General features: G+C 59.0%; 28 protein-coding genes, 1 tRNA gene, 3 pseudogenes and 1 riboswitch. Of the genes and pseudogenes, 12 read left to right on the top strand and 20 right to left on the bottom strand.

Translation table 11 applies throughout. The features are described 5' to 3' along the window. Positions 1–99: 99 nt before the first annotated feature. From ACYU03_RS21845 to ACYU03_RS21835, 3 genes and pseudogenes are all read left to right on the top strand, one after another. Complete coding sequence (locus ACYU03_RS21845; RefSeq protein WP_461886696.1) at positions 100–1,020, top strand: LysR substrate-binding domain-containing protein; 921 nt, start codon at positions 100–102, stop codon at positions 1,018–1,020. A 299-nt stretch (positions 1,021–1,319) separates the two neighbouring features. Next, positions 1,320–1,681, top strand: a pseudogene (locus ACYU03_RS21840) (transposase); the annotation flags it as partial. A gap of 195 nt (positions 1,682–1,876) precedes the next feature. After that, positions 1,877–2,383, top strand: a complete 507-nt coding sequence (locus ACYU03_RS21835; protein WP_461886695.1) for a GrpB family protein — start codon at positions 1,877–1,879, stop codon at positions 2,381–2,383. Here the strand turns inward: ACYU03_RS21835 and tnpC are convergent. The 3 genes and pseudogenes from tnpC to ACYU03_RS21820 form a co-directional block, all read right to left on the bottom strand. Continuing rightward, positions 2,372–3,945, bottom strand: a pseudogene (gene tnpC, locus ACYU03_RS21830) (IS66 family transposase). The gene ACYU03_RS21835 and the pseudogene tnpC overlap by 12 nt on opposite strands. 63 nt (positions 3,946–4,008) lie before the next feature. Then, complete coding sequence (gene tnpB, locus ACYU03_RS21825; protein ID WP_461886694.1) at positions 4,009–4,344, bottom strand: IS66 family insertion sequence element accessory protein TnpB; 336 nt, start codon at positions 4,342–4,344, stop codon at positions 4,009–4,011. Between the two features lie 50 nt (positions 4,345–4,394). Beyond that, the gene (locus tag ACYU03_RS21820; RefSeq protein ID WP_461886693.1) at positions 4,395–4,661 is read right to left on the bottom strand and encodes a transposase; all 267 of its coding nucleotides are present in this window, start codon (positions 4,659–4,661) and stop codon (positions 4,395–4,397) included. A gap of 262 nt (positions 4,662–4,923) precedes the next feature. On the opposite strand from ACYU03_RS21820, the gene ACYU03_RS21815 reads away from it, so the two are divergent. Then, positions 4,924–5,526: a uroporphyrinogen decarboxylase/cobalamine-independent methonine synthase family protein gene (locus ACYU03_RS21815; protein WP_461891524.1), complete on the top strand. Its 603-nt coding sequence runs from the start codon at positions 4,924–4,926 to the stop codon at positions 5,524–5,526. A gap of 118 nt (positions 5,527–5,644) precedes the next feature. Continuing rightward, positions 5,645–6,154: a flavin reductase family protein gene (locus ACYU03_RS21810; protein WP_461886692.1), complete on the top strand. Its 510-nt coding sequence runs from the start codon at positions 5,645–5,647 to the stop codon at positions 6,152–6,154. Positions 6,155–6,315: 161 nt separating this feature from the next. Here the strand turns inward: ACYU03_RS21810 and ACYU03_RS21805 are convergent, their stop codons facing one another. From ACYU03_RS21805 to ACYU03_RS21785, 5 genes and pseudogenes are all read right to left on the bottom strand, one after another. After that, positions 6,316–7,095 carry a CbtA family protein gene (locus ACYU03_RS21805; protein WP_461891523.1) on the bottom strand — a complete coding sequence of 260 codons (780 nt, stop codon included), beginning with the start codon at positions 7,093–7,095 and terminating at the stop codon, positions 6,316–6,318. Beyond that, the gene (locus ACYU03_RS21800) at positions 7,092–7,274 is read right to left on the bottom strand and encodes a CbtB domain-containing protein (protein WP_461886691.1); all 183 of its coding nucleotides are present in this window, start codon (positions 7,272–7,274) and stop codon (positions 7,092–7,094) included. Before ACYU03_RS21800 ends, ACYU03_RS21805 begins: the two co-directional genes overlap by 4 nt. A 71-nt stretch (positions 7,275–7,345) precedes the next feature. Beyond that, positions 7,346–7,483: riboswitch (cobalamin riboswitch) on the bottom strand. Next, positions 7,468–7,803 (bottom strand): annotated as a pseudogene (locus ACYU03_RS21795) (OprD family outer membrane porin); the annotation flags it as partial. (Overlaps the previous riboswitch by 16 nt.) Positions 7,804–8,410: 607 nt before the next feature. Then, positions 8,411–9,229, bottom strand: a complete 819-nt coding sequence (locus ACYU03_RS21790) for a hypothetical protein (RefSeq protein ID WP_461886690.1) — start codon at positions 9,227–9,229, stop codon at positions 8,411–8,413. Between the two features lie 33 nt (positions 9,230–9,262). Beyond that, the gene (locus ACYU03_RS21785) at positions 9,263–9,631 is read right to left on the bottom strand and encodes a hypothetical protein (protein ID WP_176508814.1); all 369 of its coding nucleotides are present in this window, start codon (positions 9,629–9,631) and stop codon (positions 9,263–9,265) included. A 137-nt stretch (positions 9,632–9,768) separates the two neighbouring features. Between ACYU03_RS21785 and ACYU03_RS21780 the strand changes: the two genes are divergently transcribed. Beyond that, complete coding sequence (locus ACYU03_RS21780; protein WP_302118615.1) at positions 9,769–10,116, top strand: helix-turn-helix domain-containing protein; 348 nt, start codon at positions 9,769–9,771, stop codon at positions 10,114–10,116. Positions 10,117–10,125: 9 nt separating this feature from the next. Here the strand turns inward: ACYU03_RS21780 and ACYU03_RS21775 are convergent, their stop codons facing one another. The 11 genes from ACYU03_RS21775 to ACYU03_RS21725 form a co-directional block, all read right to left on the bottom strand. Then, positions 10,126–10,347: a hypothetical protein gene (locus ACYU03_RS21775; RefSeq protein WP_461891522.1), complete on the bottom strand. Its 222-nt coding sequence runs from the start codon at positions 10,345–10,347 to the stop codon at positions 10,126–10,128. Positions 10,348–10,360: 13 nt separating this feature from the next. Then, positions 10,361–10,783 (bottom strand): JAB domain-containing protein, encoded by a 423-nt coding sequence (locus ACYU03_RS21770; protein ID WP_461886689.1) that lies wholly within the window; start codon positions 10,781–10,783, stop codon positions 10,361–10,363. Between the two features lie 358 nt (positions 10,784–11,141). Next, on the bottom strand, positions 11,142–12,410 hold the full coding sequence (locus ACYU03_RS21765; protein ID WP_461886688.1) for a tyrosine-type recombinase/integrase: 1,269 nt from the start codon (positions 12,408–12,410) through the stop codon (positions 11,142–11,144). Between the two features lie 188 nt (positions 12,411–12,598). Further along, complete coding sequence (ychF, locus tag ACYU03_RS21760) at positions 12,599–13,699, bottom strand: redox-regulated ATPase YchF (protein WP_461886687.1); 1,101 nt, start codon at positions 13,697–13,699, stop codon at positions 12,599–12,601. A gap of 22 nt (positions 13,700–13,721) precedes the next feature. Next, positions 13,722–14,306, bottom strand: a complete 585-nt coding sequence (pth, locus tag ACYU03_RS21755; RefSeq protein WP_461886686.1) for an aminoacyl-tRNA hydrolase — start codon at positions 14,304–14,306, stop codon at positions 13,722–13,724. A 76-nt stretch (positions 14,307–14,382) separates the two neighbouring features. Beyond that, the gene (locus ACYU03_RS21750; protein ID WP_461886685.1) at positions 14,383–14,982 is read right to left on the bottom strand and encodes a 50S ribosomal protein L25/general stress protein Ctc; all 600 of its coding nucleotides are present in this window, start codon (positions 14,980–14,982) and stop codon (positions 14,383–14,385) included. Between the two features lie 137 nt (positions 14,983–15,119). Continuing rightward, entirely contained in the window at positions 15,120–16,061 is a 942-nt protein-coding gene (locus ACYU03_RS21745; RefSeq protein WP_099773531.1) for a ribose-phosphate pyrophosphokinase, read from the bottom strand. Between the two features lie 48 nt (positions 16,062–16,109). Further along, positions 16,110–16,184, bottom strand: a tRNA-Gln gene (locus tag ACYU03_RS21740). Between the two features lie 34 nt (positions 16,185–16,218). After that, positions 16,219–17,070 carry a 4-(cytidine 5'-diphospho)-2-C-methyl-D-erythritol kinase gene (gene ispE, locus ACYU03_RS21735; protein WP_461886684.1) on the bottom strand — a complete coding sequence of 284 codons (852 nt, stop codon included), beginning with the start codon at positions 17,068–17,070 and terminating at the stop codon, positions 16,219–16,221. Positions 17,071–17,072: 2 nt separating this feature from the next. After that, positions 17,073–17,690 (bottom strand): lipoprotein insertase outer membrane protein LolB, encoded by a 618-nt coding sequence (lolB, locus tag ACYU03_RS21730; RefSeq protein ID WP_461886683.1) that lies wholly within the window; start codon positions 17,688–17,690, stop codon positions 17,073–17,075. A 4-nt stretch (positions 17,691–17,694) separates the two neighbouring features. Continuing rightward, positions 17,695–19,410, bottom strand: coding sequence for a tetratricopeptide repeat protein (locus ACYU03_RS21725; protein WP_461886682.1), 1,716 nt, complete (start codon positions 19,408–19,410; stop codon positions 17,695–17,697). A 169-nt stretch (positions 19,411–19,579) separates the two neighbouring features. Between ACYU03_RS21725 and hemA the strand changes: the two genes are divergently transcribed. From hemA to ACYU03_RS21695, 6 genes are all read left to right on the top strand, one after another. Further along, positions 19,580–20,857 carry a glutamyl-tRNA reductase gene (gene hemA, locus ACYU03_RS21720; protein ID WP_461886681.1) on the top strand — a complete coding sequence of 426 codons (1,278 nt, stop codon included), beginning with the start codon at positions 19,580–19,582 and terminating at the stop codon, positions 20,855–20,857. After that, positions 20,854–21,936: a peptide chain release factor 1 gene (gene prfA, locus ACYU03_RS21715; protein ID WP_461886680.1), complete on the top strand. Its 1,083-nt coding sequence runs from the start codon at positions 20,854–20,856 to the stop codon at positions 21,934–21,936. The genes hemA and prfA overlap by 4 nt, the downstream gene beginning before the upstream one ends. After that, complete coding sequence (prmC, locus tag ACYU03_RS21710; RefSeq protein WP_461886679.1) at positions 21,937–22,767, top strand: peptide chain release factor N(5)-glutamine methyltransferase; 831 nt, start codon at positions 21,937–21,939, stop codon at positions 22,765–22,767. Further along, complete coding sequence (locus ACYU03_RS21705) at positions 22,761–23,516, top strand: molybdopterin-synthase adenylyltransferase MoeB (RefSeq protein WP_461886678.1); 756 nt, start codon at positions 22,761–22,763, stop codon at positions 23,514–23,516. Before prmC ends, ACYU03_RS21705 begins: the two co-directional genes overlap by 7 nt. Further along, positions 23,509–24,306 carry a glutamate racemase gene (gene murI, locus ACYU03_RS21700; RefSeq protein ID WP_461886677.1) on the top strand — a complete coding sequence of 266 codons (798 nt, stop codon included), beginning with the start codon at positions 23,509–23,511 and terminating at the stop codon, positions 24,304–24,306. Before ACYU03_RS21705 ends, murI begins: the two co-directional genes overlap by 8 nt. 115 nt (positions 24,307–24,421) lie before the next feature. Next, positions 24,422–24,940, top strand: a complete 519-nt coding sequence (locus tag ACYU03_RS21695) for an acyloxyacyl hydrolase (RefSeq protein ID WP_461886676.1) — start codon at positions 24,422–24,424, stop codon at positions 24,938–24,940. 78 nt (positions 24,941–25,018) lie between these two features. Here ACYU03_RS21695 and ACYU03_RS21690 read toward each other — a convergent pair whose 3' ends face one another. Continuing rightward, positions 25,019–25,717, bottom strand: a complete 699-nt coding sequence (locus ACYU03_RS21690) for an SDR family NAD(P)-dependent oxidoreductase (RefSeq protein WP_461886675.1) — start codon at positions 25,715–25,717, stop codon at positions 25,019–25,021. Between the last annotated feature and the right edge of the window lie 243 nt (positions 25,718–25,960).

The following is a 25,960-nucleotide window of genomic DNA, read 5'->3' as shown; positions in this document are numbered from 1 at the left end:
GCCGAAAGTGTTGTAGGAGGCTTCATTAGATGCTTGACCCCAGCTCGGCTCAAGACCGTAGAATACTTACTCGATAAGCCAGGCTAATAGGTGTGGGCGATGAGCGTCAGGGACATCGAAATCTTCCGTGCGATCATGACCACGGGATCCACCAGCCGCGCCGCGACAATGCTCGGAGTTTCCCAGTCAGCGGTCAGTCAGGCTCTGCGCAAGCTTGAAAACCGCGCATCCATACAGCTGTTTATCCGTGATCGGGGCAGGTTGGTTCCCTCCCAGGAAGCGTTGGCGCTGATGGTGGATGTGGACCGGCTTTTCGTGGGGATTGAACTGATCGAGCATAAGCTCAAGAGCCTGAGCCGCTTTGGCATCGGCGAGTTGACTATTGCTATTCACCCCGCCCTCGGCAATACCTTCATTCCGAGGGCCATGGCATCGTTCGATGTGGGCAAGAAGGGGATTCGCGTCGTACTGAAGATACTAAGTTCCAAGGAGGTGTATCAGCAGGTTTTATCTGGCCAATGCGACATCGGCATCATGGCGGATGAAATGCCGTCGCAAGGACTGGAGAGCTCTCCTTTCCTAAATCACCCTGGCGTGATCGTAATGCCTGCGTCCCATCCGCTCGCCAAGCTCGACATCGTCCACCCCGAACATCTGGCAGGCGTAGAGTTCATTGCGATGAACCCGGAAGACAGCGCTCGCACGCGCTTCGATGCAGTGCTGGCGCACAGTGGGGTTGAGCCGGATATCCGTGTGGTTACCGCCTACTCGCATACGATTTGCGAAATGACCATGCTCGGGCTAGGCGTCGGATTCGTGGACCCCGTGTCGGTCCATGACTTCCTGGGCCGTGGACTGGTGGTCAAACCCTTCGGTGTGGATGTGATGTTCAGGAACCTAATGGTGTTTAGACCGGGTAAACCGCTGCATGAAAATGTCAGACAGTTCATGAGAGCGCTGAGGATTCAATTGGAGCGTGACCTGAAGCGCACGCTCACGAAACCGGTGACCGGCGTTTGACAAGGGAAAGCGCGTCGACGCCAGGCAGTCTGGCTTCGACGCGCTTGCGCTCAGGCCTTTGCGCACCAGGATCAGAATGCCATAGCTGGCCACCACTCACCCGGCTGGTTGGTCACCTCCAGACTCCACGCCATTCGACACCCCAGAAAACCGCTATTATAAGGCAATGATTAGAGCGACTTATCGCAATGTCAGGGCTCTATCGAAGGTGAATGACTCGGGTGATGAGGATGCAGTGAATCGCCCCTGGTTTCGTAGACACCTCCAAGCCTCATAATGAGGCCCAAATAGGAGGTGCTATGAGTCGTCAGCGTTACCCCGAAGAATTCAAGATCGAAGCGGTCAAGCAAGTGACCGAAAAAGGCAAACCTGTCGCCGATGTCGCCCAGCGTCTGGGCATGTCCGTGCACAGCCTTTACGCCTGGATCAAGGTCTACAGCAAGCCCGAAGAGCAGCGTCAGCAAGACGATGATCAGCAGGCCGAACTGCGCAAACTACGCGCTGAACTCAAGCGCGTGACGGAAGAGCGAGACATCTTAAAGAAGGCCGCCGCGTACTTTGCCAAGGAGTGCGGCTGAAGTACACCTTCATCAAGAAGCACTCGACGGATTACCCAGTGCGTCGCCTTTGCCAAACCCTCAAGGTGCACCCCAGCGGCTACTAGGCTTGGTTGGCCGAGCCTCAATCTGCCCGAGCAAAGGAAGATCGTAAGCGTCCGGCCAAGACGCGTCCTCGAAATCACAATCAGTCGGGGCTTCCGAGCCCCGTCTCCTAACAAAGCTGTGGCAGAGAAATTTCAAAATTTTTGAACCGAGGTTAATCTTCTGCCTCTTCGACTATGACGCAAGGACAGCTGATGGCCCTCACCAGTGAAATCTCTCCATACAACCCCGAGTGGCCGCTATTTTTTACCGCCGAAATCCGACGAATAGCGGAGGGCTTCGGTGCTGAGCTTATCGGAACTCATCATGTTGGTAGCACCGCCGTTCCAGGGCTTTCTGCCAAACCGGAAATCGACATCTTGGTTGTGGTGTCAGAGCATAAAAATGAGGTGGCTCGTAGCGAGTTCATGCGTACATTGGGCTATGTGCGGGGAACAGATCTTTCCGCCGGACATCACTTTTATCGTCGCGATGCTAATGGGGTGAGAACTCATAAAGTACACGTGTGCGTTGCTGGTCATGGACAGATTGCACGGATGTTACGTTTCCGCGACCTGTTGAGAGAAGACAGCACTATCCGCAAGCAGTACCAGGATTTGAAGCTGCGGCTCGAAGCTAACAACCGGGGAGGAATCGCCGAATATCTCGCGCATAAGGCACCCTACATTGACGCCTTGATGAATATGCACCTAAAGGATTAAGTTCGTGTCCATATCAGTTCTCCTGAGCGAAACGGGTAGCCACTGATGTGGCAGCAGCTCAGCAACCTCGCTTGCCCGCTGCGTTGGCAGGCGCGTGAGAACATCCTTCAAGTACGCGTACGGATCATACCCATTGAGCCGCGCAGACTGAATCAAACTCATGATTGCAGCCGCACGTTTGCCGCTGCGTAACGAGCCTGCAAATAACCAGTTCGAGCGACCGAGTGCCCACGGACGTATTAGGTTCTCGATCTGATTGTTGTCGATGGGCACAGCCCCATCGTCCAGGTAGCGCGTCAGCGTCACCCAGCGTTTCAGGCTGTAATCGAGCGCTTTGGCCGTGGCTGATCCGTTGGGCACCAGGTCTCGCTGAGCCAGCATCCAGTCATGCAGTGTTTTGCTTATCGGCACCGCCATTTCCTGCCGTATTCGCCAGCGGTCTTCATCGCTCATGTCCCGCGCCTGGCGTTCAACCTCATACAAGCCGCTGATTGAGTGCAGCGCTTGTTCGGCCAGCTGACTTTTGTTCGCCACGTGCAGATCGAAAAACTTGCGACGGGCGTGAGCCATGCAGCCGATTTCAGTGATGCCTTGCTCAAATCCGGCTTTGTAGCCAGCGAAGTCGTCGCAGACCAGCTTGCCGTTCCAGTCGCCCAGGAAGTTGCGCGCATGTTCGCCAGCACGGCTTGGGCTGAAGTCGTAAACCACCGCTTTGAGCGCCGAAAACGGGGTCGTGCTGTAGGCCCAGACATAGGCCCGATGGGTTTTCTTCTCACCTGGCGCAAGCATTTGCACCGGTGTTTCATCGGCGTGGATCACGCCCTGGTTCAGCACGGCTTCACGCAGTGCATCGACCAGCGGCTGAAGTCGAACGCCGGTTTGTCCGACCCACTGCGCCAAGGTCGAGCGGGCAATTGGCAGCCCGGCTCGGCCAAAAATCTTCTCCTGCCGGTATAGCGGCAAGTGATCGGAAAACTTGGCCACCATCACGTGAGCCAACAAACCTGCGGTTGGGATACCTTTGTCGATCACCTGGGCTGGCACCGGTGCCTGGATCAGGGTTTCGCACTGGCGACAGGCCCATTTGCCTCGCACATGTTGCTCGACGGTAAACACGCCCGGCGTGTAATCCAGCTTCTCGCTGACGTCTTCGCCGATGCGTTGAAGCTGGCAGCCGCAGGCGCACTGGGTATTTTCAGGCTCGTGGCGAAGCACCGTGCGCGGGAACTGCGGCGGCAATGGCGAACGTTTCGGGGATTGCCGTGGCTCGGCTTGTGGCGGAACCGGAAGGAGCTGTTTCAGCTCGGCCTCGATAGCTTCAAGGTCGGTATCGAGCAGGTCATCCAGCAAGCTGCTTTGCGCCGGGCTGATTTGCTCGCTGCGCTTGGCAAACTTGTGGCGTTTGAGTAGAGCAATTTCGTAAGTGAGCTCTCGATGATGGTTTCATCGTTCTGAATCTTCTTGCTCATCGCCTCGACTTGAGACTGCAACTGCAACGCCTGTGCCGCCAAGGCACGAAGCTGTTCCGGGGTCATCTGGTCGAGGTTAGGCGAGAAAGTCATGCCACCGATTGTGCCAGAGCAGACGCGGGACGACGACAAGTAGACCGGCCAAATGGCCGGCGTTTACAGCACAGTAATCACACCGCCTGCGCCAACGCGCTGCCACGGTAGGCCGAGTACCAACGCCTGGAGTTGGTCGCTGTCGAGTTCGACCTCGCAACCATGGCGAATGCCTGGCCAGTGAAACTTGCCTTGGTTCAGTCGACGCGTTGCAAGCCAAACACCCACGCCATCGTGCACCAGCACTTTCATCCGGCTAGCTCGGCGATTGGCGAACAGATAAGCGCAGTGCGGCTTCGCCGCACCGAACACCGCGATCACTCGGGCCAATGCCGTTTCGGTGCCGGCGCGCATGTCCATCGGCTCGGTGGCCAGCCAGATCGCATCGATGCGGATCATTGAGCGACAGCCCGAATAAATTGCGCGCAGCCCTCGGGATCTGAGGTTGGCTATTTCACCGTGATCACTTGCCCAGCCATCGGCAACTCGATGGTCACTGACGCTTCGGCTGGTCGTTTAGGTGCGGCTTTTAGTGGGACGAACGCCGGTAGCGAAGCCGCTGCGGGCTGATCTCGATAAAGCGGCAGCCATTTGCGGATGACGTTGGCATTGATGCCGTGGCGGATGGCGCCACTGGAAACCGTTGCGCCAGGTTGCAGGCATTCCTGAACGACTTGGCCTTTGAACGGTTTCGGATAAGAGCTTCGTTGGCGCATGGAAATCCTGGCGATAAGGGTGATCGCGTCCGCTTAAAAATACGTGGACACCATCGCCCTTAATGCTGGAGTTCGGAAGGTGAGTTCGCCGGACGCTTAGTGCGCCAGTTAAAGCTGGCGGAGGATAGTCGATGAAAGTTCGATACTGGTAAGAAATGGCGAATCAACCAGACCCCGAGTCATGCATGTTGCACCGCGAGGTGCAGGGTGAAGCGTTGACAGGGGAAACCGATGGGCCAGCCATTGAGCCGCGAAATCAGAAATCCGGGACGCCGATGCTGTTAAGCGAAGCAGAAGGCAATTCGCCAAGATCCTCAACCAGGAAGCCCGGGAGCTCGAGGCTGCCGGCGTGGACATCATCCAGTTCGATGAACCCGCCTTCAACGTCTTCTTCGACGAGGTGAACGAGTGGGGCGTCGCCACCCTGGAACGGGCCATTGAAGGCCTCAAGTGTGAAACCGCCGTGCACATCTGCTATGGCTACGGCATCAAAGCCAATACCGACTGGAAAAAGACCCTGGGCTCGGAATGGCGGCAATATGAAGAAGCCTTCCCCAAGCTGCAGAAATCGAGCATCGATATCGTCTCGCTGGAGTGCCATAACTCCCACGTGCCGATGGACCTGATCGAGCTGATCCGCGGCAAAAAAGTGATGGTGGGCGCCATCGACGTGGCCAACCACGCCATCGAAACCCCCGAGGAAGTGACCAATACCCTGCGCAAGGCCCTTCAGTTCGTCGACGCCGACAAGCTCTACCCGTGCACCAACTGCGGCATGGCTCCGCTGCCACGTAGCGTGACAAGAGGCAAGCTCAGTGCCCTGAGTGCAGGCGCGGAAATTGTCCGCAGAGAGCTCTCGAACTAGTGCTGAGCCTGACTCGAAGGTGGTAAACGCAGGCTCAGCTTGAGGTCAGCCCGAATACTCGGGCTGACTCGGGCCGTCTCCAGCACGTTCGAGCAGTACCTTATACCCAGGATCTACTATGTCATTCCCTAGTACTGCTATCGAGCCGTCGAGCTTCCGCGAAGCGCTTGGGCACTACGCCTCTGGCATCACGGTAATTACCTCGCACATGGACGACGAATCGATTGGCTTCACCTGCCAGTCGTTCTATAGCGTGTCGATGAGCCCGCCGCTGGTGTCATTCAGCGTAATGTCCAGTTCGGCTAGCTACCCTAAAATTCGTCAGGCAGGTCGATTCGCGGTCAACATCCTGTCGGGTGAACAGGTCAGCATTTCCAACCAGTTCGCTCGGCGAGGCACGGACAAGTGGTGTGGGGTCGAATGGCGGGAATCGCCGCTGGGGAATCCGATCATTGCCGGTAGCCTGCATTGGCTCGATTGCGAAATCCACGCTGAGCACGTAGCGGGCGATCACCTGATCGTCATTGGTGAAGTGAAAGCGTTGGACCTGCAGGAAGCTGCTGCTACGCAGCCCCTGCTGTATTTCAAAGGACAATATTGCAACCTCGCCGAGTTTGGCGCGGTTTGAGTGCTCACCCTCGCGGTCCTCTTTGATGTTTCATCGGCTGCTGCTTCGGTATCCCCTGAAGCATATTGCCGTGTTGGAGCCTGATCAGGGGTAAACCCTGAATGGAAAAGACGCCTGATGTTTCCATCAGGCGTCCTGGTTTTTCCTGGTTAGCTGGTCCGTCAGGACTGCAGCCTGGCGTTATGCCGGCTCCGGGGCGACAGGACTGGGCCTTGGGCCAGCCAGCCGAACACCAGGCCGAGGACGGTCCACAGCACTACGTGGATGCCGAGCGAGGCGATACGGAAGTTCCACAGCAACGAGGCGGAGAACTCTTTCGGTACCTCGTTGATGGTCGGGAACAGTTTGCCAGCTACCGACATGATCACGGTGTAAAGCACGATGGCCATGACCGCTGCAGTCCAGCCGCCGCTGCGGGCTAGCAGCTTGCGGAACAGGTTGACCGCTACCACCAACGCAGCGATCGACACTACCAGCATCAGGAAGAACAGCTTGGTGCGCTGCCCGATGGTTTCGGGATCACCGACCGCCGGCGGGTTGGCTGGATACTTCAGGGCGGGCACCAGGATCACGCTGATGAATGCCAGCACGGCAAGAATAGCCGCCAGCCCACGGGGGCCGATCCTCAGGCTTCCCATGCGACCCATGGCGAAGGCGAACACCAACGCGAAAATGCCGCCGATGGACACGCTGTAGACCACCATGCCTGTGAACAACCCGATGGTGCTCTGCACTTCCCGGCTGACCAACTCTTCTTCTTCGTCAGCGGCGCCATCGCCGTGATCATGGCTGTGCGTCATGGTTTCTTCGAAGGCGATGGCCTGGTCGACAGAGGGCTCACCGAACACCTTGGCGAAACCAAAGGCGAGGATGCCCGCCAACAGCCCGGCTAGCATGCCGCGCAGCAGGAGATTACCAATCATGTCGCGTTCCTCGGTCAGTGGCAGGGAAAGCCCAGCATGTGGCGGCCGTCGTGCACGAACTCATGCACATAGGCACCCGAGATCAGTGAGGTGGCACCTTGTTCTGCGCCGACGAAATAGATGGCCAGCAGCAGTAGCAGGCCAGCGAAAATCGCCCAGGGCAGGATTTCGCTCAGTGGCAGCGAGGGCAGCGACAAGTCGCTATCGGGGTAGTGGCAACGGTAGTGGCCATGCGAGGCTCCTGGAGAATGACGCGTTCGGTCAGGATGTTGTGGTTGTCGACAAAACTGGGGTCTGGCTCTCGGGTATCGATTACAGTGGCGCGACCGCACCGGGCTTTCACCGGCTTCCCAATTCGTAACAAAATAATACATTCCTGTTGCTAACTTCGCTCGTGAAGGTTGCTCCTGATGAAACGTATTCTGTTAAGGGTAGATCGTAGCGGGCCTGCCAGGACTTTTCGTTGGGGGCGTTGAAGTCGGACAACTGCACGGCGTTGCCGATGAAGATCGCGCCACGGGTGACATAGTCGAACGGTGTATTGCCATCCACCTGCTGCCAGCCGAGGCTGAAGGTATGCGGACCCTGGCTGTAGCGCGAAATGACGCTCCAGGTGGTGTTGTCGATGCGTCCGAAGAGGGCCTTGCCGGTGTCGGTGGTGCGATACAGGTTCAGGTCTAGGCTCAGGCTCCGTCGATCGTCCAGGGCATGGCTCAGCGCGATGCCGTGTACTTCCCGCAGGTGGAAGTGATCGCTGACATCGCCAACGCCGTGTGGCAGATCGCCTGACCAAGATTGCTGTTACGTGGTCGAACTTGCGTTGGTAACCCGCTGCAGATTGCTCGCTTGTTAGATGGCGTGAGTAGCCGGAACCGTTTGATTCAACATCACCGACGAGATGGTTCCTACAGGGTATTGCGCACCCTTGGAGGAGCCGGGTTGCGATATCGCCAAGCACACGCAGACAGCACATCCATGTGATAGGTATATGGGCACATCCATTTATATATGCCGGCCAAGCTCATGATCGGCGCCGCTCGTTTGCTGCTGCATGTGCAAAGGGCGAGTGTTTGAGTTACTTCGTCCCAGTCAATTAACTTCAGAAATTCCAGTCGCTTAATGGTGACTGGATTTCTTATGTCTCACGGTTTAGGAAACAGTGGTCATTTGCTCAGATTTTTTCAGGGGGAGTTCCAGGTTATCCTTCATGGAAGGGTTGCCATGGGCTAATACCAACAGCTGGATGTGTGATAGTGGATGTTTCACGTGTGTGGGGTTGTCACTGACTGCACAAAAAATAAAAGGGCACGGAATGTTTCCGTGCCCTTGCATATTAGTGAATGCCGACAGGTTTGTCGTTCTTGTCATAGCAGATCGGATGTTCGCAATATCCGCCAGCGTTTAGAACTTCCAGTTCATAAACCTCTGGGAGGTAGTGCTTAAGCTCCGCCTTAGTTACTTTATTTCCGTTGATAGTGCACTCGTCGTCCGCACGTGGGTTGCACCATGCTTCCTTTACTTCGATATTTTTTGTGGGTTTTGTCATGACGTTTTCTTCAGTCCGAGGGGTAACATCACTGGAAGAGCTAATCCCAATTTGCGCGTCAAGGCTATACGCTCCGACAGTGTCTTTTACAGTCGTTGAACTGATGCCGTGGTCGAGTAAAAATTCTTGCAGTGTTGTTCGTGCTTGCGCGTAGGTAACTTCTTTCCCTTTTTTGTGGGGACCACCATCCATGCGATAGGCAATCGGGTAGCCATCTTTGCTTTCATATATGTAGTAGTAAATGGACAGGGTAAAGCTGAGGTCTTGTCCGTACATGCCATAGGCGCCCGAGCCATTGGACGCACGACAGGTGCCACGCTGGCATGCGCCGCTTATCTGATTACTGAAGCTAATGTTACGCTGTTGTTGAGCGTCCCACCTGGTAATATTTCTAGGTAGGGTGTACCAAGTGCAGCGATAGAATTTAGCGCCATACTGATTTTTGGCTTCTGCGCAGGGAATTGCATAAGGTAAATCATTCATTGATTTTTCGTTGGGTAGCGTGCTTGGATATAGATACCCATAGTCAACATCCGCTTGAGCATTAAGCGAGAATAATAGTGGTAATAAGCCTGCTGTTTTCAGTATGCTTGATTTGGCTTTCATGTGCTTTGTCTGCGATGATTTGAGAAGGTTTATTTATTTTTTGTTTGCCCGTTTTTTATAGGCTACTTTGAGTTTTTTATTGACGTAATCTTTTACGATTTCATAGTCCGGGTCGTAAGTTGCGAGCGTATGGCCAACCCCCGCTGCTGCGGTCAATGTGGCAAGGGCCAATGTGGCGGGTGTAGATACCACGCTAAAGACTGCTCCTAGGGCTCCGCCTTGGATCAGGGATCCTTTAACATCTGTCCTGACTCGGCACTTCATGCCGAGGGCCTCTATCTTGGTTTCTACCAGCTTGATCCCTTCCATGAAATTTCCTCTGAGGCCGACTACCTCGAAGGACGATTTGCCTCTCACGAGACCTTCAATCTGCGCTTCATTCAGACCAGTTACGACGATCATGCTGCTTTGTGCTCCCTGCTTGGGATTTGAATTGGCGAGAAGGTCGAATATCAACCTTTAGGGTTGAGTATCGGCTCGCGAGGTCCTTCATGTCAACAGGTTGATGGCCAACCATTCAGGTTGCTCTGGAGGACGGCATGTCAAAAACCGATTCGAAGCAGTTGGCTGAGGTTGTGGGCCAAGCGATTGCGCGCCAACGAATGCGTTGTAAGTTGAGTCAGGAACAGGTCGCTGAGCGATTGGGGATCGGTAGTGAAGCCGTATCACGTATCGAGCGCGGGGTCGTTATGCCAAACGTGGAGCGTCTGGTTGAACTCGCTTCGGTTTTCGGCTGCGAGACAGCTGACCTACTGACCGAAGGTAGCTCGCGCCCGGAGGATCAGGCGCGCCGCCTGCAGAACTTACTATCTATCCTGACGGCGGATGATCGGACGCTGGTGCTGGAGATGGTGGAGCGTCTGGTGGAACGTCTCAGCCGCAGCTGACCTGGCTGCTTACGTGGAATGGTCACTGCAAGGAGGTGGTGGCTTTGTCGGTGTTGCCTCTGATGTCCGGAACACTTTCAGCAGTAGGCAAAGAATCCAGCATGCCAGCAGCGCGGCGATCAGTAGTGGCGGAAAGCGCACCAGTAAAATCACCAACAGCAAGAGCGCCAGGCAGCCAGCGAGAATGCCAACGAACATAAACACGGCAGCCAAGACCCGTAATAGCGTCATCTTCATTTTCTCCTCACAGGTGACCCTGTTCTGCCAACGATAGGCAGCCTTCGCGACCTACGATGATGTGGCCCAGCGTCCGCACCCCGACTAGGTACAGTGCCTCCTTTCGCTTGTGGAGCAGGTTGCGGTCCGCCTGGCTTTCGGGCCCCCTGAGGGATGGTTGTGCACTTGGATCAATGCAGCGGCGTTGTGCTTCAGAGCTGCCTTGAGGGCGGCTATCAAGGTGGAGAAGGGCAAAAACCTCATGCTCGTAATCGCCCAGCGGCGCCTGCAGGTGGCTGGACACCGTCTTTGGAGAGGTCTGCGAACGTCCGCGGCGCATACGCAGATTCGCCAACTGCAGGGCCATCAATAGAATGTCGGTTTCGGTGATCGGTGACTCGATCAGGTAGGTGCGGGGCGAGTCATTGGCCTTCAGCTTGTGCAGACGCATACTGGGCTCCTTGGTATTGATCAATCAGTGGGGTATGCCAGGTGGTTGCCGGAGGCTGTTAATAGAGGGTGCTTTCATTTGTTCACCTTACAGATACAAAAACGCCCGGTCAGCGCAGAGCTGATCGGGCGTTATGGGGAATGAAAGTGGGGACGGAGGTCAGCCGCAGAAGCGGCTTCTAGGTCGGATGGGACAATATGCAGTGTTCGGGGCGGCGACCGTAGCGCCGAGTCCGAAACACGCTGGGTTATGGGGCGTTAGCGTATTGAGACGACTTTTCTCTTCTGGTTGTCATTGATGGCTGAGACCGACAGGTTGCCAGTAGCTGCTTCTTGGATGTACTCGGTCCACCACGCTGTCAGCGGGCAGTTACGTTCACTGATGTGGTGTTGTTTGTCTTCCAAGAGTCCAGCATGTCTGCCCATTGCTGCATCATCTCGGTCCGGTCATTCAGATACTCGGCATGGTTGTAGGTGCGTCTGACTGCGTTCTGTTCAGTATGTGCGAGCTGTCTCTCGATCCAGTCTGCGGAGAAACCCATTTCATTAAGTCTGGTGCTTCCTGTCGTCCGCGTTGCATGTGGACTGTACTTACCGCCCCAGCCTAGTGTGTTGAGCATCTGGCGGAACGAGGCTGAGACCATCGGGCGAGTGCGCTCGTCTCGGTGTGGGAACACATGGGCGTATTTGCCGGTGATACCTTGAAGAGCCTGCAGCATCTCCACCGCCTGCCTTGGGAGTGGGGTAGTGTGCTCCTTTCGCTTTTTCATTCGCTCGGCAGGGATGCGCCATAGGGCCTTGTCTAGGTCGAACTCAGACCAATGAGCCTCCACCGCTTCATTTGGCCGGCACAAAGTTAGCCACATGAGTCGGAAAGCGCAGAGGGTTTCATGGCGTCCGCCGTGGGATTCGACATCTCGCAGTAGCTGGCCAATTTCATCTGTAGAGAGTGGGCGTTTGTGTTGTGTCTTATTGGCAGGCAGTGCTTTTCGGACTGGGTGTACGGGATCACTGTTGGTACGTAGCGTTGAGATTGCCAGCTCGAATACGCCGGACATGGTTCGTTTGGCTTCGGCAGCTACAGATGGGCCATTGTCCTGTGCTGCTCCTTTGAGCACTTCAAGGATGTGGGCGGGGGTGATGGCTTTGATCGGCAGATTTCCGATTTTCGGAAAGACGACGCGTTTGAGCATATTGAGTCGTCTAGATTTGGTGATCTCCTCCCACTCCTTCAGCGACAGCCACTCTTTAGCGACCGCTTCAAACGTGATCGTTCTCTCATGCTCGCGTTTCACCCGCTCTTGTTGGCGATGGTGCGCAGGGTTGATACCTTGTACAACCAATGACCGCGCCTTTATGCGCTCATCACGGGCTTCTGAAAGGGTAAATCGACGTCCTCTTCGGCGCTCCTCGGATTGCTCGGGCGTTTCACCCTTGGGGGCGATCACATACTCCCCGATGGCGAACACACTTTCTTTCCTAGCGCTGCCGTCGCTCAGTTCGAATCGATAGCGCCACGCCTTAACTCCGTTGGGCTTCACCTCCAGATAGAGCCCGTTTCCGTCTGTTAGTTTGTAGGGCTTTTGCTTTGGCTTAGCAGTACGGCACTCGGTGTCGGTAAGCGGCATGGCTGAATCTCTCTATCTGTACCCGGTATTTTGATGGTGGCATCAGAGCTGTACCCGGTAGCGTACCCGGTAACATCGCGGATCGTATAGAGTCTTAATAGATCTTGCTGGAAAAGAAAAACCCCTTAAAGTGGCGTTCTTTAAGGGGTTTGGTGTCCTGTAGCGTCCGATAGAATCTAAATTTCTATTTAGACGTTGAAGCGGAAGTGCATCACATCGCCGTCCTTGACGATGTAGTCCTTGCCTTCCAGGCGCCATTTGCCGGCTTCCTTGGCACCGCTTTCGCCTTTGTACTGGATGAAGTCGTCATAGGCGACCACTTCGGCGCGGATGAAGCCTTTCTCGAAGTCGGTGTGGATCACGGCCGCGGCCTGTGGCGCGGTGGCGCCGACGCGGACGGTCCAGGCGCGGACTTCCTTCACGCCGGCGGTGAAGTAGGTCTGCAGGTTGAGCAAGCCATAGCCGGCACGGATGACGCGGTTCAGGCCAGGCTCTTCCAGGCCCAGGGCCTCGAGGAACATGTCCTTCTCTTCACCGTCGTCCAGCTCGGCGATTTCGGCTTCGATCTTGTTGCACACCGGTACCACGACCGCGCCTTCTTCCTCGGCGATGGCCTTGACCACGTCCAGGTGCGGGTTGTTCTCGAAGCCGTCTTCGGCCACGTTGGCAATGTACATCACCGGCTTGGTGGTCAGCAGGTGGAAGCCACGGATCAGCGCCTTCTCTTCTTCGCCCATGTCCTTCATGAGGCTGCGCGCGGGCTTGCCTTCGGTGAAGTGGGGGATGAGCTTCTCGAGGATGGCCTTCTGCGCCAGGGCGTCCTTGTCACCACCCTTGGCATTGCGTGCGACCTTCTGCAGTTGCTTTTCGCAGCTGTCGAGGTCGGCGAAGATCAGCTCAAGGTCGATGATCTCGATGTCGCGCTTGGGGTCGACGCTGTTGGAGACGTGGATCACGTTGTCGTCTTCGAAGCAGCGCACCACGTGGGCGATGGCATCGGTCTCGCGGATGTTGGCGAGGAACTTGTTACCCAGGCCTTCACCCTTCGAGGCACCGGCGACGAGGCCGGCGATGTCGACGAATTCCATGGTGGTTGGCAGCACGCGCTCGGGCTTGACGATCTCGGCCAGGGCGTTCAGGCGCGCGTCGGGCATCGGTACGATGCCGCTGTTCGGCTCGATGGTGCAGAAGGGGAAGTTCTCCGCCGCGATACCGGACTTGGTCAGGGCGTTGAACAGGGTGGACTTGCCGACGTTGGGCAGGCCGACGATGCCGCAATTGAAACCCATGGGAATTCCCCTCTTGGTGAAATCAGGCCTTTTGGCCGTGCAGTTCGCGCATCGCCTTGGCGAAATCGCCGACGAGGACATCTGGCAGCACGCCGAGGGCAAAATCGATACTGGCGTCGAGCTTTTCCTGTTCGGCACGCGGTGCGCGGCCCAGGACAAAGTTGGAGACCAGCTTGGCGTCGCCCGGGTGGCCGATGCCGAGCCGCAGGCGATGGAAGTCGTTCTGGTTGCCGAGCTGCGCGATGATGTCGCGCAGACCGTTGTGCCCGCCATGGCCGCCGCCTTTCTTGAGTTTGGCGACGCCCGGAGGCAGATCGAGTTCGTCATGCGCCACCAGGATGGCCTCCGGTTTGATCCGGAAGAAGTTGGCCAATGCCGCCACGGACTGGCCGCTGCGGTTCATATAGGTGGTGGGGATGAGCAGGCGAACGTCGTTGCCCTGATGGCTGAATTTAGCCGTCAGGCCGAAATACTTGCGGTCAGCGGTCAGGGTGACACGCTGGGCGCTGGCGAGGCGTTCAACGAAAAGAGCCCCTGCGTTATGCCGGGTCTGTTCGTATTCGGGGCCGGGATTTCCCAGGCCGACGATCAACTGGATGGCGGTCACGTCAGGGGCTCTTCCTTGGAGTTGGTGGGTTACAGTGCGCGGCACTGTAACCCGGTCAACACCGGCGCGCGAGTGATTACTCGGCAGCGCCTTCTTCAGTCGCTTCTGGAGCAACGCGCGGTGCGTGGACGTTGGCAATAGCCTTGTCATCACCGTGGGCCAGGGCCACGAACTCAACGCCTTTCGGAGCTTTCAGGTCCGACAGGTGGATGGTGGTGCCGACTTCGGCGTTGGCCAGGTCTACTTCGATGAACTCAGGCAGGTCCTTGGCTTCGCAGGAGACTTCGATCTCGTTCTCGGTGTGGGAGATCTCGCCGCCTTTCTTGGCCGGTACTTCTTCGTTGATGAAGTGAACCGGGACCTTGGCGGTCAGCTTCTGGCCAGCAACGACGCGGACGAAGTCGGCGTGCATGATGAAGCCTTTGGCTGGGTGACGCTGCATGGCCTTGACCACGACGTTCTGCTTGGCACCGTCGACGTTCAGTTCGATAACGTGGCTGAAGGCAGCTTCGTTTTCGAACAGCTTGGTGATTTCCTTGGTCAGGATGGTCACGGACTCGGCGTCCTTGTTACCACCGTAGACAACGGCTGGGATGCTGGCGGCATGACGCAGGCGGCGGCTCGCACCTTTCCCCAGGTCAGTACGCGCTTGGGCGTTCAGGGTGAAGTCAGTCATTTTGTTTCTCCAAAATAGCCTCCCGGATGGCGTTTGCGACCAGCGCCAGGCGGGGTTGGCAAAAAAGCCCCGCCCCAACAACAGGTGTTGGGGCGGGGCGCGTTTCGTCAACGGAGGTTTCGCGTAGGGCAGGGCCCTTAGCGGAACATCGCGCTGATCGATTCTTCGTTGCTGATGCGGCGTACCGCTTCAGCGACGACCGGTGCGATATCCAACTGGCGGATACGGTCACAGGCTTGTGCAGCAGCGGACAGCGGGATGGTGTTGGTCACCACCAGCTCGTCCAGCACGGATTTCTCGATGTTCTCGATCGCCCGACCCGACAGGACAGGGTGCGTGCAGTAGGCATAGACCTTGGCCGCGCCGTGTTCCTTCAGGGCCTTGGCCGCGTGGCACAGGGTGCCGGCGGTGTCGACCATGTCGTCTACCAGGATGCAGGTGCGTCCTTCGACGTCGCCGATGATGTGCATCACTTCGGAGTGATTGGCCTTTTCACGGCGCTTGTCGATGATACCCAAGTCGACACCCAGGGACTTGGCAACCGCACGTGCACGCACGACGCCGCCGATATCTGGGGAGACGATCATCAGGTTCTCGAAACGCTGGTCTTCGATGTCGTCGACCAGTACGGGCGAGCCGTAGATGTTGTCGACGGGGATATCGAAGAAGCCCTGGATCTGGTCAGCGTGCAGGTCGACAGTGAGTACACGGTCGATACCGACGACAGTGAGCATGTCAGCGACGACTTTCGCGCTGATGGCTACACGTGCCGAACGCGGACGGCGGTCCTGGCGGGCGTATCCGAAGTAAGGAATCACGGCGGTGATTCGGGAGGCTGAGGAACGACGGAAGGCATCAGCCATCACGACCAGTTCCATCAGATTATCGTTGGTTGGCGCGCAGGTCGGCTGAATGATAAATACGTCCTTACCGCGGACGTTTTCATTAATCTCAGTGCTGATTTCGCCGTCGGAGAACTTGCCGACAGAAACATCACCCAGTGGGATATGCAGCTGACGTACGACACGCCGAGCCAGATCGGGGTTGGCATTCCCCGTGAAGACCATCATCTTGGACACGCGCAGTACCTGAAGGCTGAGGGTATACCTGGATGAGTATAAGGAAAATGGCAGGGGCGGCTGGATTCGAACCAACGCATGGCAGGATCAAAACCTGCTGCCTTACCGCTTGGCGACGCCCCTGTATCTGTTGCTTCGAGTACCTGATACTCGATTCCTAGAGCAGACTTTGTAGCTTGCGATGCAACATCGATATGTTGCTTCCTTTTGCCACAAACCCTGTTTGGGTCTCTGAAAGAAGGGCCAGAACTTTACCAGCTTCAGCTTTGCTTGGGAAGGCCCCAAACACACAACTTCCAGTTCCGGTGAGCTTTGCATCGGTGAATTTGCCTAGCAAATTCAATGAGTTACGTACTTCCGGATAACTCTGCTCTACTACCGGTTGGCAGTCATTTCGACTGTTTCCCTTGGGAACGGGGCGCATCTTAAGGGGCAAGGAATCACGTGTCAACAGCGGATGTGAAAAAATTTCTGCTGTACTAACAGAGACTTGCGGGACCAGCACGACATACCAGGGTTCGTCGGGGTTGACCGGGGTGAGCTTTTCTCCGACACCCTCGGCGAAAGCGGCATGGCCACGGACGAAGACTGGCACGTCGGCACCCAGGGTCAGGCCCAGTTCGGCCAGTTGGTCTTCGCTCCAGCCTAGCTGCCACAGGTGGTTCAGACCCAGCAGGGTGGTCGCGGCGTCCGAGCTGCCGCCGCCGATGCCGCCGCCCATGGGCAGGATCTTCTTCAACCAGATATCGACGCCCAGGGTGCAACCGGCCAGTTGCTGCAGCTTGCGCGCGGCGCGGACGATCAGGTTGCTGTCGTGGGGCACCGAGTCGATTTCGCTGTGCAGACGGATTTCGCCGTCGTGCCGCACGGCGAAGGTCAGCTCATCGGCGTGTTCGAGGAATTGGAAGACCGTTTCCAGCTCGTGGTAACCGTCCGGTCGGCGACCGATGATGTGCAGCCAGAGGTTGAGCTTGGCTGGGGCGGGCAGGGTCAGGGTGTTCGCGTGCATGATCAATGCCCCAACTGGCGTGGTTGCCAGTCCTTGACCACCAGGGTGACATCCAGGTTCTGGCCATGCAGTTTCAGGCGCTCGGGCAGCCAATAGCCGTTCTGTTCGGTGTAGCTCAGGTACTGCACCTGCCAGCCGTCCTGGGTGAGGCTGGCCAGGCGGCTGTCGCCGTCCAGGGTCAGTTGGCTCTTGCTGTCGGGGGCGGGTAGGCCGCGGACCCACCAGACCAGGTGCGAGACCGGCAATTGCCAACCCAGTTGCTCCTCGAGCAGGGCCTCGGGGCTGGCTGCTTCGAAGCGGCCCTGGTTGGCCACTTCCAGCACGACGCCGCCGGGGCGTCCGGTCAGGCGTGCGGCGCCACGGCCCAGTGGGCCGGCCAGGCGGATGTCGTAGTAGTCCTGGCGCTGCAGCCAGAACAGTGTGCCGCTGCCGGAGTCGCGCGGTGCGCGGATGCCGACTTTGCCGTTGATCTGCCAGCCATCCAGGGTGCTCAGGTGCTGCTTGTGTTCACGCCACTGCTGTGGGGTGCCGTGACCCTGCAGGGCCTCCCGGGAACCGAAGCCGGCACAGCCAGCGAGCAGAGCGATCAGGGTAAAGGTAATGCAATGGCGCAGGAACATGGGGCTACAGGGTCTCGGATCCGGTCAGGCGCAAGAGCGTCTTGCGCAGGATAGGGCTGTCAGGCTGGGCTTCGAAGGCCTTGGCCCAGACTTGCCGGGCTTCGCGGCGCTTGCCGTTGGCCCAGAGTACTTCGCCCAGGTGGGCAGCGACTTCATGATCGGGGTAGCGCTCCAGGGCCTGGCGCAGCAGTCGTTCGGCCTCGTCGAGGTTGCCTAGGCGGTAATGGACCCAGCCCAGGCTGTCGAGCACGGCCGGATCGTCCGGGTTGAGCTGGTGCGCCTTGTCGATCAGCGCTTTGGCCTCGGCATAGCGGCTGGTGCGGTCGGCCAGGGTGTAGCCGAGGGCGTTCAGGGCCATGGAGTTGTCCGGCTCGCGGGCGATGATGGTGCGCAGGTCTTTCTCCATCTGCGCCAGATCGTCGCGCTTCTCGGCTAGCATGGCGCGGGTATAAAGCAGGCTGGGGTCATCCGGGTAGAGCTTGATGGCCTGTTCCAGCACCTGGTTGGCCTGGGCCTCCTTGCCGTTGTTGCCCAGGGTCTCAGCCTCGATCAGGTAGAGCTGGATGGCGTAGTCCGGCTGGGCTTCGCGGGCTTCGGCGAGCAGGCGCGAGGCTTCTGCGCTGCGGCCGTTGGCGATGAGGATGTCGGCCTGACGCAGTTGCGCCGGCAGGTAGTCGTTGCCCGGGCCGACCAGCGCGTACTCGCGCAGCGCGCCCTCGGGGTCGTCGCGCTCTTCGCGGATGCGCCCCAGGTTCAGGTGCGCGGCGTCGACATTGCTGTCGCGCTCGATCAACTCCTGCAGATAGCTTTCGGCCTCGTCCCAGTCCTTGTTCTCCAGGCTTACCAAGGCCAGGGAATAACGCAGCTCGTCATCTTCCGGATATCGCTGGACCAGGTCGACGAACTCGGCCTTGGCTTCGATCAGACGGTCTTGCTCGACCAGCATGCGCGCGTAGGTCAGGCGCAGGCGCTTGTCTTCGGGGTTCTCGCGGATGGCCTTGCGCAGCAGTGGCAAGGCTTCGGAGCCACGGTCCACGTTCTGGAGCAGGCGGGCGCGCAGCAGCACCGGGGCGATCTCGCCTTGCGTCGGTGGGTGCTCCTCGAGCAGGTCGAGGGCAGCCTGGGAGCTGCCATCCTGTTGCAGCAGCAGGGCCTTGCCGAACACGAGCTGGCTGTTGTCTGGGTACTTGGCCAACAGTTGGTCGAAGCTCTTCTGCAGGCCGTCGCGGGTTTCCTGGTCGGTTTCGGCGGCCGATAGGGCAAGGAAGTCGAAATGGGTGTCGCCCTGGCCCTGCAGCACCTTTTCCATATAGGTCATGGAGTCGTCGTAGCGTCCGACGCGGGCCAACTGAATGGCTGCGGCACGCTGGGCGTCGAGGTTCTGCGGGGCATTGCGTGCCCAGATCAGTGCGGTATCCAGGGCCGGTTGGTCGGCCCCCAGGTACTCGGCTATGCGGTAGGCGCGCTCGGAGATGCCGGCATCCTGGGTCTTTTCGGCTTGGTTGACGTAGTTCTCCAAGGCGAGATCGAAGCGATTGCGCTGACCGGCCAGCTCCGCGACCAGCAGGCTGTACAGGGTGTCCTGGCTGAAGGAGCCGTACACCACCGGCTCGGCTGGCTCCGTGGTGACCGGGGGCTCGGCGTCCGGGCTCTGTGGAGCCAGGCTCTGGCAGCCCTGGAGCAGGGCAAGGACAAGCAGCAATGCGTAGGGTCTATTCATATAGCGAGGCTTAGGAGGACTAACCGGCGGTCGGAGCATCATGACACAAGCGCTGGGGCAAACCCACCAGCGATGGTCGTGGTTTATTGAGACAATAGCGAACGGTGGTTGTTCTGAAACCTGCGAAGTAGGACAATTATCGGCTTCTCGTCACAACCAGCGACCTTGCATGGCCTTTCTTGCCCTCGGTATCAATCATAAGACTGCCTCGGTAGACGTACGCGAGCGCGTGGCGTTTACGCCTGAGCAGCTGGTCGACGCCTTGCAGCAGCTCTGTCGACTGACCGCCAGCCGCGAGGCGGCGATCCTCTCGACTTGCAACCGCAGCGAGCTATACATCGAGCAGGACCACCTGGCAGCCGACAGCGTCTTGCGCTGGCTGGCCGAGTACCACCAACTGAGCCTGGATGAGTTGCGCGCCAGCGCCTACATCCATGAAGACCATGATGCAGTACGGCACATGATGCGGGTGGCCTCGGGGCTCGACTCGCTGGTGTTGGGCGAGCCGCAGATCCTCGGCCAGATGAAATCGGCCTATGCCGTGGCCCGTGAGGCTGGGACCATCGGTCCCTTGCTCGGGCGCCTGTTCCAGGCCACCTTCAGCGCTGCCAAGCAGGTGCGCACCGACACCGCCATTGGCGAGAACCCGGTGTCGGTGGCCTTTGCTGCGGTCAGCCTGGCAAGGCAGATCTTCAGTGACCTGGGGCGCAGCCAGGCATTGCTGATCGGCGCCGGCGAAACGATCACCCTGGTTGCCCGGCACCTGCATGAGCAGGGCGTGCGTCGCATCGTCGTCGCCAACCGTACCTTGGAGCGGGCCAGCACCCTGGCCGAGCAGTTCGGCGCCCATGCCGTGCTGCTGTCCGACATTCCCCAGGAGCTGGCCAGCAGCGACATCGTCATCAGTTCCACCGCCAGCCAACTGCCAATCCTTGGCAAGGGCGCGGTCGAGAGCGCGCTGAAACAGCGCCGGCACAAGCCGATCTTCATGGTCGACATCGCCGTGCCACGGGATATCGAGCCTGAAGTCGGCGAGCTGGATGACGTCTACCTCTATACCGTCGACGACCTGCACGAGGTGGTCGCTGAAAACCTCAAGAGTCGTCAGGGCGCGGCCCAGGCGGCTGAAGAACTGGTGTCCGTGGGGGCAGAGGACTTCATGGTGCGCCTGCGCGAGCTGGCGGCGGTGGATGTGCTCAAGGCCTACCGCCAGCAGAGCGAGCGCCTGCGCGATGAAGAACTGAACAAGGCCCAGCGCCTGCTGGCCAATGGCGGCAACCCCGAAGAGGTGCTGGCTCAACTGGCGCGTGGCCTGACCAACAAGCTCCTGCACGCCCCCAGCGTGCAACTGAAAAAGCTCTCTGCCGAAGGCCGCCTCGATGCGCTGGCCATGGCTCAGGAACTCTTTGCCCTCAACGAGGGTTCGACGGATAAGACCCCGCAATGAAAGCGTCGCTGCTCAATAAACTGGATACCCTCCAGGACCGCTTCGAGGAACTGACCGCCCTGTTGGGTGATGCCGAGGTCATTTCCGACCAGACCCGCTTCCGCGCCTATTCCCGCGAATATGCCGAAGTCGAGCCGGTTATCGTTGCCTACAAGGATTGGCGCAAGGTGCAGGATGACCTCGAAGGTGCCCAGGCGCTGCTCAAGGACAACGATCCGGACCTGCGCGAGATGGCTGTCGAGGAAGTCCGCGAGGCCAAGGAACAGCTGATCGTGCTGGAGACCCAACTGCAGCGCATGCTGTTGCCCAAGGATCCCAACGATGGCCGCAACGTGTTCCTGGAGATTCGCGCTGGCACCGGTGGTGACGAAGCAGCGATCTTCTCTGGCGACCTGTTCCGCATGTATTCGCGCTATGCCGAGAAGCGTGGCTGGCGGCTGGAGATCCTCTCCGAGAGCGAGGGCGAGCATGGCGGCTACAAGGAGATCATCGCCCGGGTCGAAGGCGACAGCGTCTATGGCAAGCTGAAGTTCGAGTCCGGCGCGCACCGTGTGCAGCGCGTGCCGGAGACCGAGTCCCAGGGCCGTATCCACACCTCGGCCTGCACCGTGGCGGTGCTGCCGGAGCCGGACGAGCAGGTGGCGATCGAGATCAACCCGGCCGACCTGCGTGTCGACACCTACCGCGCTTCGGGCGCCGGTGGTCAGCACATCAACAAGACCGACTCGGCCATCCGCATCACCCACTTGCCCACCGGCATCGTGGTGGAGTGTCAGGAAGAGCGCTCCCAGCACAAGAACCGCGCCCGCGCCATGTCCTGGCTGTCGGCCAAGCTCAACGACATGCAGACCAGCGCCGCGCAGAATGCCATTGCCAGTGAGCGCAAGTTGCTGGTGGGCTCGGGCGACCGTTCCGAGCGCATCCGTACCTACAACTATCCACAGGGCCGGGTGACCGATCACCGTATCAACCTGACTTTGTATTCCCTCGACGATGTCCTGGCCGGTGGTGTCGGTGCCGTGATCGAGCCGTTGCTGGCCGAGTACCAGGCCGATCAACTGGCCGCCCTGGGTGAGTAAATGACCATCATCGCCAGCCTGCTGCGCGCCGCGCAGTTGCCGGACTCGCCCACCGAGCGCCTGGATGCCGAGTTGCTGCTCGCGGCCGCCATCGGCAAGTCACGCAGCTACCTGCATACCTGGCCGGAGCGCATTGTCAGCAGCGAGGCGGCGCAGACGTTCGCGGGTTACCTGGCGCGCCGCCGCGCTGGCGAGCCGGTGGCCTATATCCTGGGGCAACAAGGCTTCTGGACGCTGGACCTGGAAGTGGCGCCGCACACCCTGATTCCACGTCCGGATACCGAGCTGCTGGTGGAGAGCGCCCTAGCCCTGGTACCTACCACGCCAGCACGGGTACTTGACTTGGGCACCGGCACCGGCGCCATCGCCCTGGCCCTGGCCAGCGAGCGCCCGGCCTGGCAGGTCACTGCTGTGGACCGGGTAGAGGAGGCCGTGGCCCTGGCTGAACGCAACCGCCTGCGCTTGCACCTGGACAACGTTCAGGTATGTGCCAGTCATTGGTTCGACAGCCTGAATGGCCAGCGTTTCGACCTGATTCTCAGCAACCCGCCTTACATCGCCGCCGAGGACCCGCACCTGGCCGCTGGGGATGTGCGCTTCGAGCCCAGCAGCGCCCTGGTGGCGGGCAAGGACGGTCTGGATGATCTACGCGTGATCATCGCTCAGGCGCCAGGCCACCTGTTGCCGAACGGCTGGTTGCTGCTCGAACATGGCTATGACCAAGCCGCAGCGGTACGCGAGTTGTTGACCCAGCAGGGCTTCATCGAGGTGGCCAGCCGTCGGGACCTGGCCGGACATGAACGTATCAGTTTGGGGCGCCAGCCATGTTGAGCGATCAGGAGCTTCTACGTTACAGCCGGCAGATCCTCCTGGCTCAGGTGGATATCGACGGCCAACTGCGCCTCAAGCAAAGCCGGGCGCTGATCGTCGGTCTGGGTGGGTTGGGGTCGCCGGTCGCCCTCTATCTGGCGGCGGCGGGGGTCGGCGAGTTGCACTTGGCCGATTTCGACACGGTCGACCTGACCAACCTGCAACGCCAGATCATCCACGACAGCGCCAGCGTCGGCCTGAGCAAGGTCGACTCCGCGCTGCAGCGCCTGCAGGCGATCAACCCGGAGATCACGTTGGTCGCGCACCGCCAGGCGCTGGACGAGGACTCCCTGGCGGCGGCGGTAGCGGCGGTCGACCTGGTGCTCGACTGCTCGGACAATTTCGCCACTCGCGAAGCGGTCAACGCCGCTTGTGTGGCCGCTGGCCGGCCATTGGTCAGCGGCGCAGCGATCCGCCTCGAGGGGCAGTTGTCGGTGTTCGATCCACGCCAGGCGAATAGTCCCTGCTACCACTGTCTTTACGGTCATGGCAGCGAGGCCGAGCTGACTTGCAGCGAGGCCGGTGTGATCGGGCCTCTGGTTGGCCTGGTCGGTAGCTTGCAGGCGCTCGAGGCGTTGAAACTGCTGGTCGGTTTCGGTGAGCCACTGGTGGGCCGCCTGTTGTTGATCGACGCATTGGGTACGCGCATGCGTGAACTGCGGGTCAAGCGCGACCCTGCCTGTGCGGTGTGCGGGACGCGGCATGGCTGAGCGTTCGGCGCCGGTGGGCGTGATGGATTCGGGGGTCGGCGGCTTGTCGGTGCTCGCGGAAATCCAACGCCTGCTGCCCAATGAATCACTGCTCTATGTGGCGGACTGTGGTCACGTCCCCTATGGCGAGAAGACCCCGGACTACATTCGCCAGCGCTGTCGGGAGATCGCTGGATTCTTTCGTGCCCAAGGCGCCAAGGCCATGGTCCTGGCTTGTAACACTGCTACCGTGGCAGCGGTTGCCGACCTGCGCGAGCTTTATCCGGACTGGCCGCTGGTAGGTATGGAGCCAGCGGTGAAGCCGGCGGCAGCGGCGACCCGTTCTGGCGTGGTCGGGGTCCTGGCTACAACCGGGACCTTGCAGAGCGCCAGGTTCGCAGCCTTGCTCGACCGTTTCGCCAGCGATGTAAGGGTGGTGACCCAGCCATGTCCTGGGTTGGTCGAATGCATCGAGGCGGGTGACCTCGACAGTCCGGCCCTGCGCCAATTGCTGCAGGGGTATGTGCAGCCGTTGCTGGCCGCGGGTTGCGATACCCTGATCCTGGGCTGCACCCATTATCCTTTCCTGCGGCCCTTGCTGGCCGAGCTGGTCCCGGCTGATGTTGCCGTCATCGATACGGGGGCCGCCGTGGCGCGGCAACTGCAACGTCTTCTGGCCGAACAGCAGTTGTTGTCTGAGGGGCCTGCGTGCAATGCGCAGTTCTGGACCAGCGCCAATGCGGAACACCTGAGAAAGATTCTGCCAATGCTGTGGAATAAATCGGGCGGTGTGCAAAGCTTTCCGTTGTAAGAGAGACGTGAAAAGCCCTGCTTCAAGCTGAACTATCGTACTACTGCCGATTTCTATTGATCTGTCTGACAGCGGCAGACCAACTAACAACAGCATTAGGAAAAGGATGTTTCTCATGAAGAAACTGCTTTGCTTGGCGGCTGCTGCCGCTGTGACATTGGGGCAAGCAATGACTGTTCAGGCTGCAGACGTTTCCTTCGCGGTAGGGCAGACCGGAGATTCAACCATGGTCTACCGCCTTGGACTGCAGTCGAACTGGGATGTAAGTTGGTGGCCAACCAGTGTCGGTCGCCTGACCGGCTACTGGGATGGGGGCTATACCTATTGGGATGGGGACAAGACGGCGAGCAATCACAGCCTTTCGTTCGCGCCGGTGTTCGTTTATGAGTTCGCTGGCGAGTCGGTCAAACCCTATATCGAAGCGGGTATTGGTGTCGCTGCCTTCTCCAGTACCGAACTCGAAAACAACAAACTTGGATCGTCTTTCCAGTTCGAAGATCGCATCGGTTTCGGCCTGCGCTTTGCCGGTGGGCATGAAGTCGGTGTACGCGCTATCCATTACTCCAACGCTGGGCTCAAGACACCCAATGACGGTGTCGAGAGCTATACCCTGCATTACCGCATGCCACTTTGAGTCGTTCGCTCGCCCAAGGGTTGCAACCGTTTCATTCGCACTATCAATGAAGCAGGAGCAGGCCTTGGGTGATGCCCCTCATTGGGGCAATGGCCAAAGGCTGTTGAGGTCCAATGCTTCAAGCACCAGTTCATGGTGATGCTCTGGTAGGCGCTGGAGAATCGCCTCGGCGGCGCTGTCCGGCGACCATCGCTGCGGGAGAACCTGGATTGGCGTCACAGGGGCCTTCAGTGATTGCGGTGCCACTATGCTCAGCTCGATGCCTTGGCTCTTCAGGGTCTGGCGTTGTTCTCTGAACCAATGAGGCAAGCTGTTCCTAGCGGTGAGGGGCTGGGTGGGCTCGTGCAACTGCAATGCTGAATAGCGGCTCAATATGGCCACGACCTGGGGGGACCGCCCTTTTGCCAATAACGGCAAGGCGCAGGTCAAGCAATGTTCGCTGGCGCGCAGGTTGCTGTTGACGATGTCTGTGAACAGGTCGGCCGGCTGCAAGTCGGCGGGTAGGTAATCACAGGTACCGGCATTGATGATCAAGGTGTCCAGCGCTCCCCACTGGCGTTGAAGTTCGCTGGCTGCCTTCGCGGCTCCCTCGGCGTTTTGCAACTGCCCGGGCAATCGCAGCTCACGGCCTTCGAGCCTTTCTGCAACCTTCTCAAAGGCCTGTGGAGCCCGTGCGCTGGCGGCAACCCTGTCGCCCCGCTCGAGAATGTGTTCAACGAGTGCCAGCCCAAGTCCGTTGGTGGCTCCTGTTACCCAGAATTTGCGCGACATGCTCAAGATACTGCCCTCTGATCTTACTGAGTGGAAACTGCCCTCAAGGCGTCCACTACGCGCTGGCGACTGCTACCGAGATTCACAGTAGGACATGAGTAATTTTTTGTAGCAAATATCTTGCCGTGACTTGTTGTGATGTGGGTGCTTTTTTGATAGCGGCGGCCGACTTCGGTAGTCACTGGGGGGAGAAAACCACTGCAGGTGTGATGTATGAGTCGTGCCCGAGGCACGATACCTTGGCGGTAT

It is taken from the genome of Pseudomonas sp. X10 (assembly GCF_054889225.1).
This window is presented reverse-complemented; position numbering and strand designations above follow the sequence as displayed.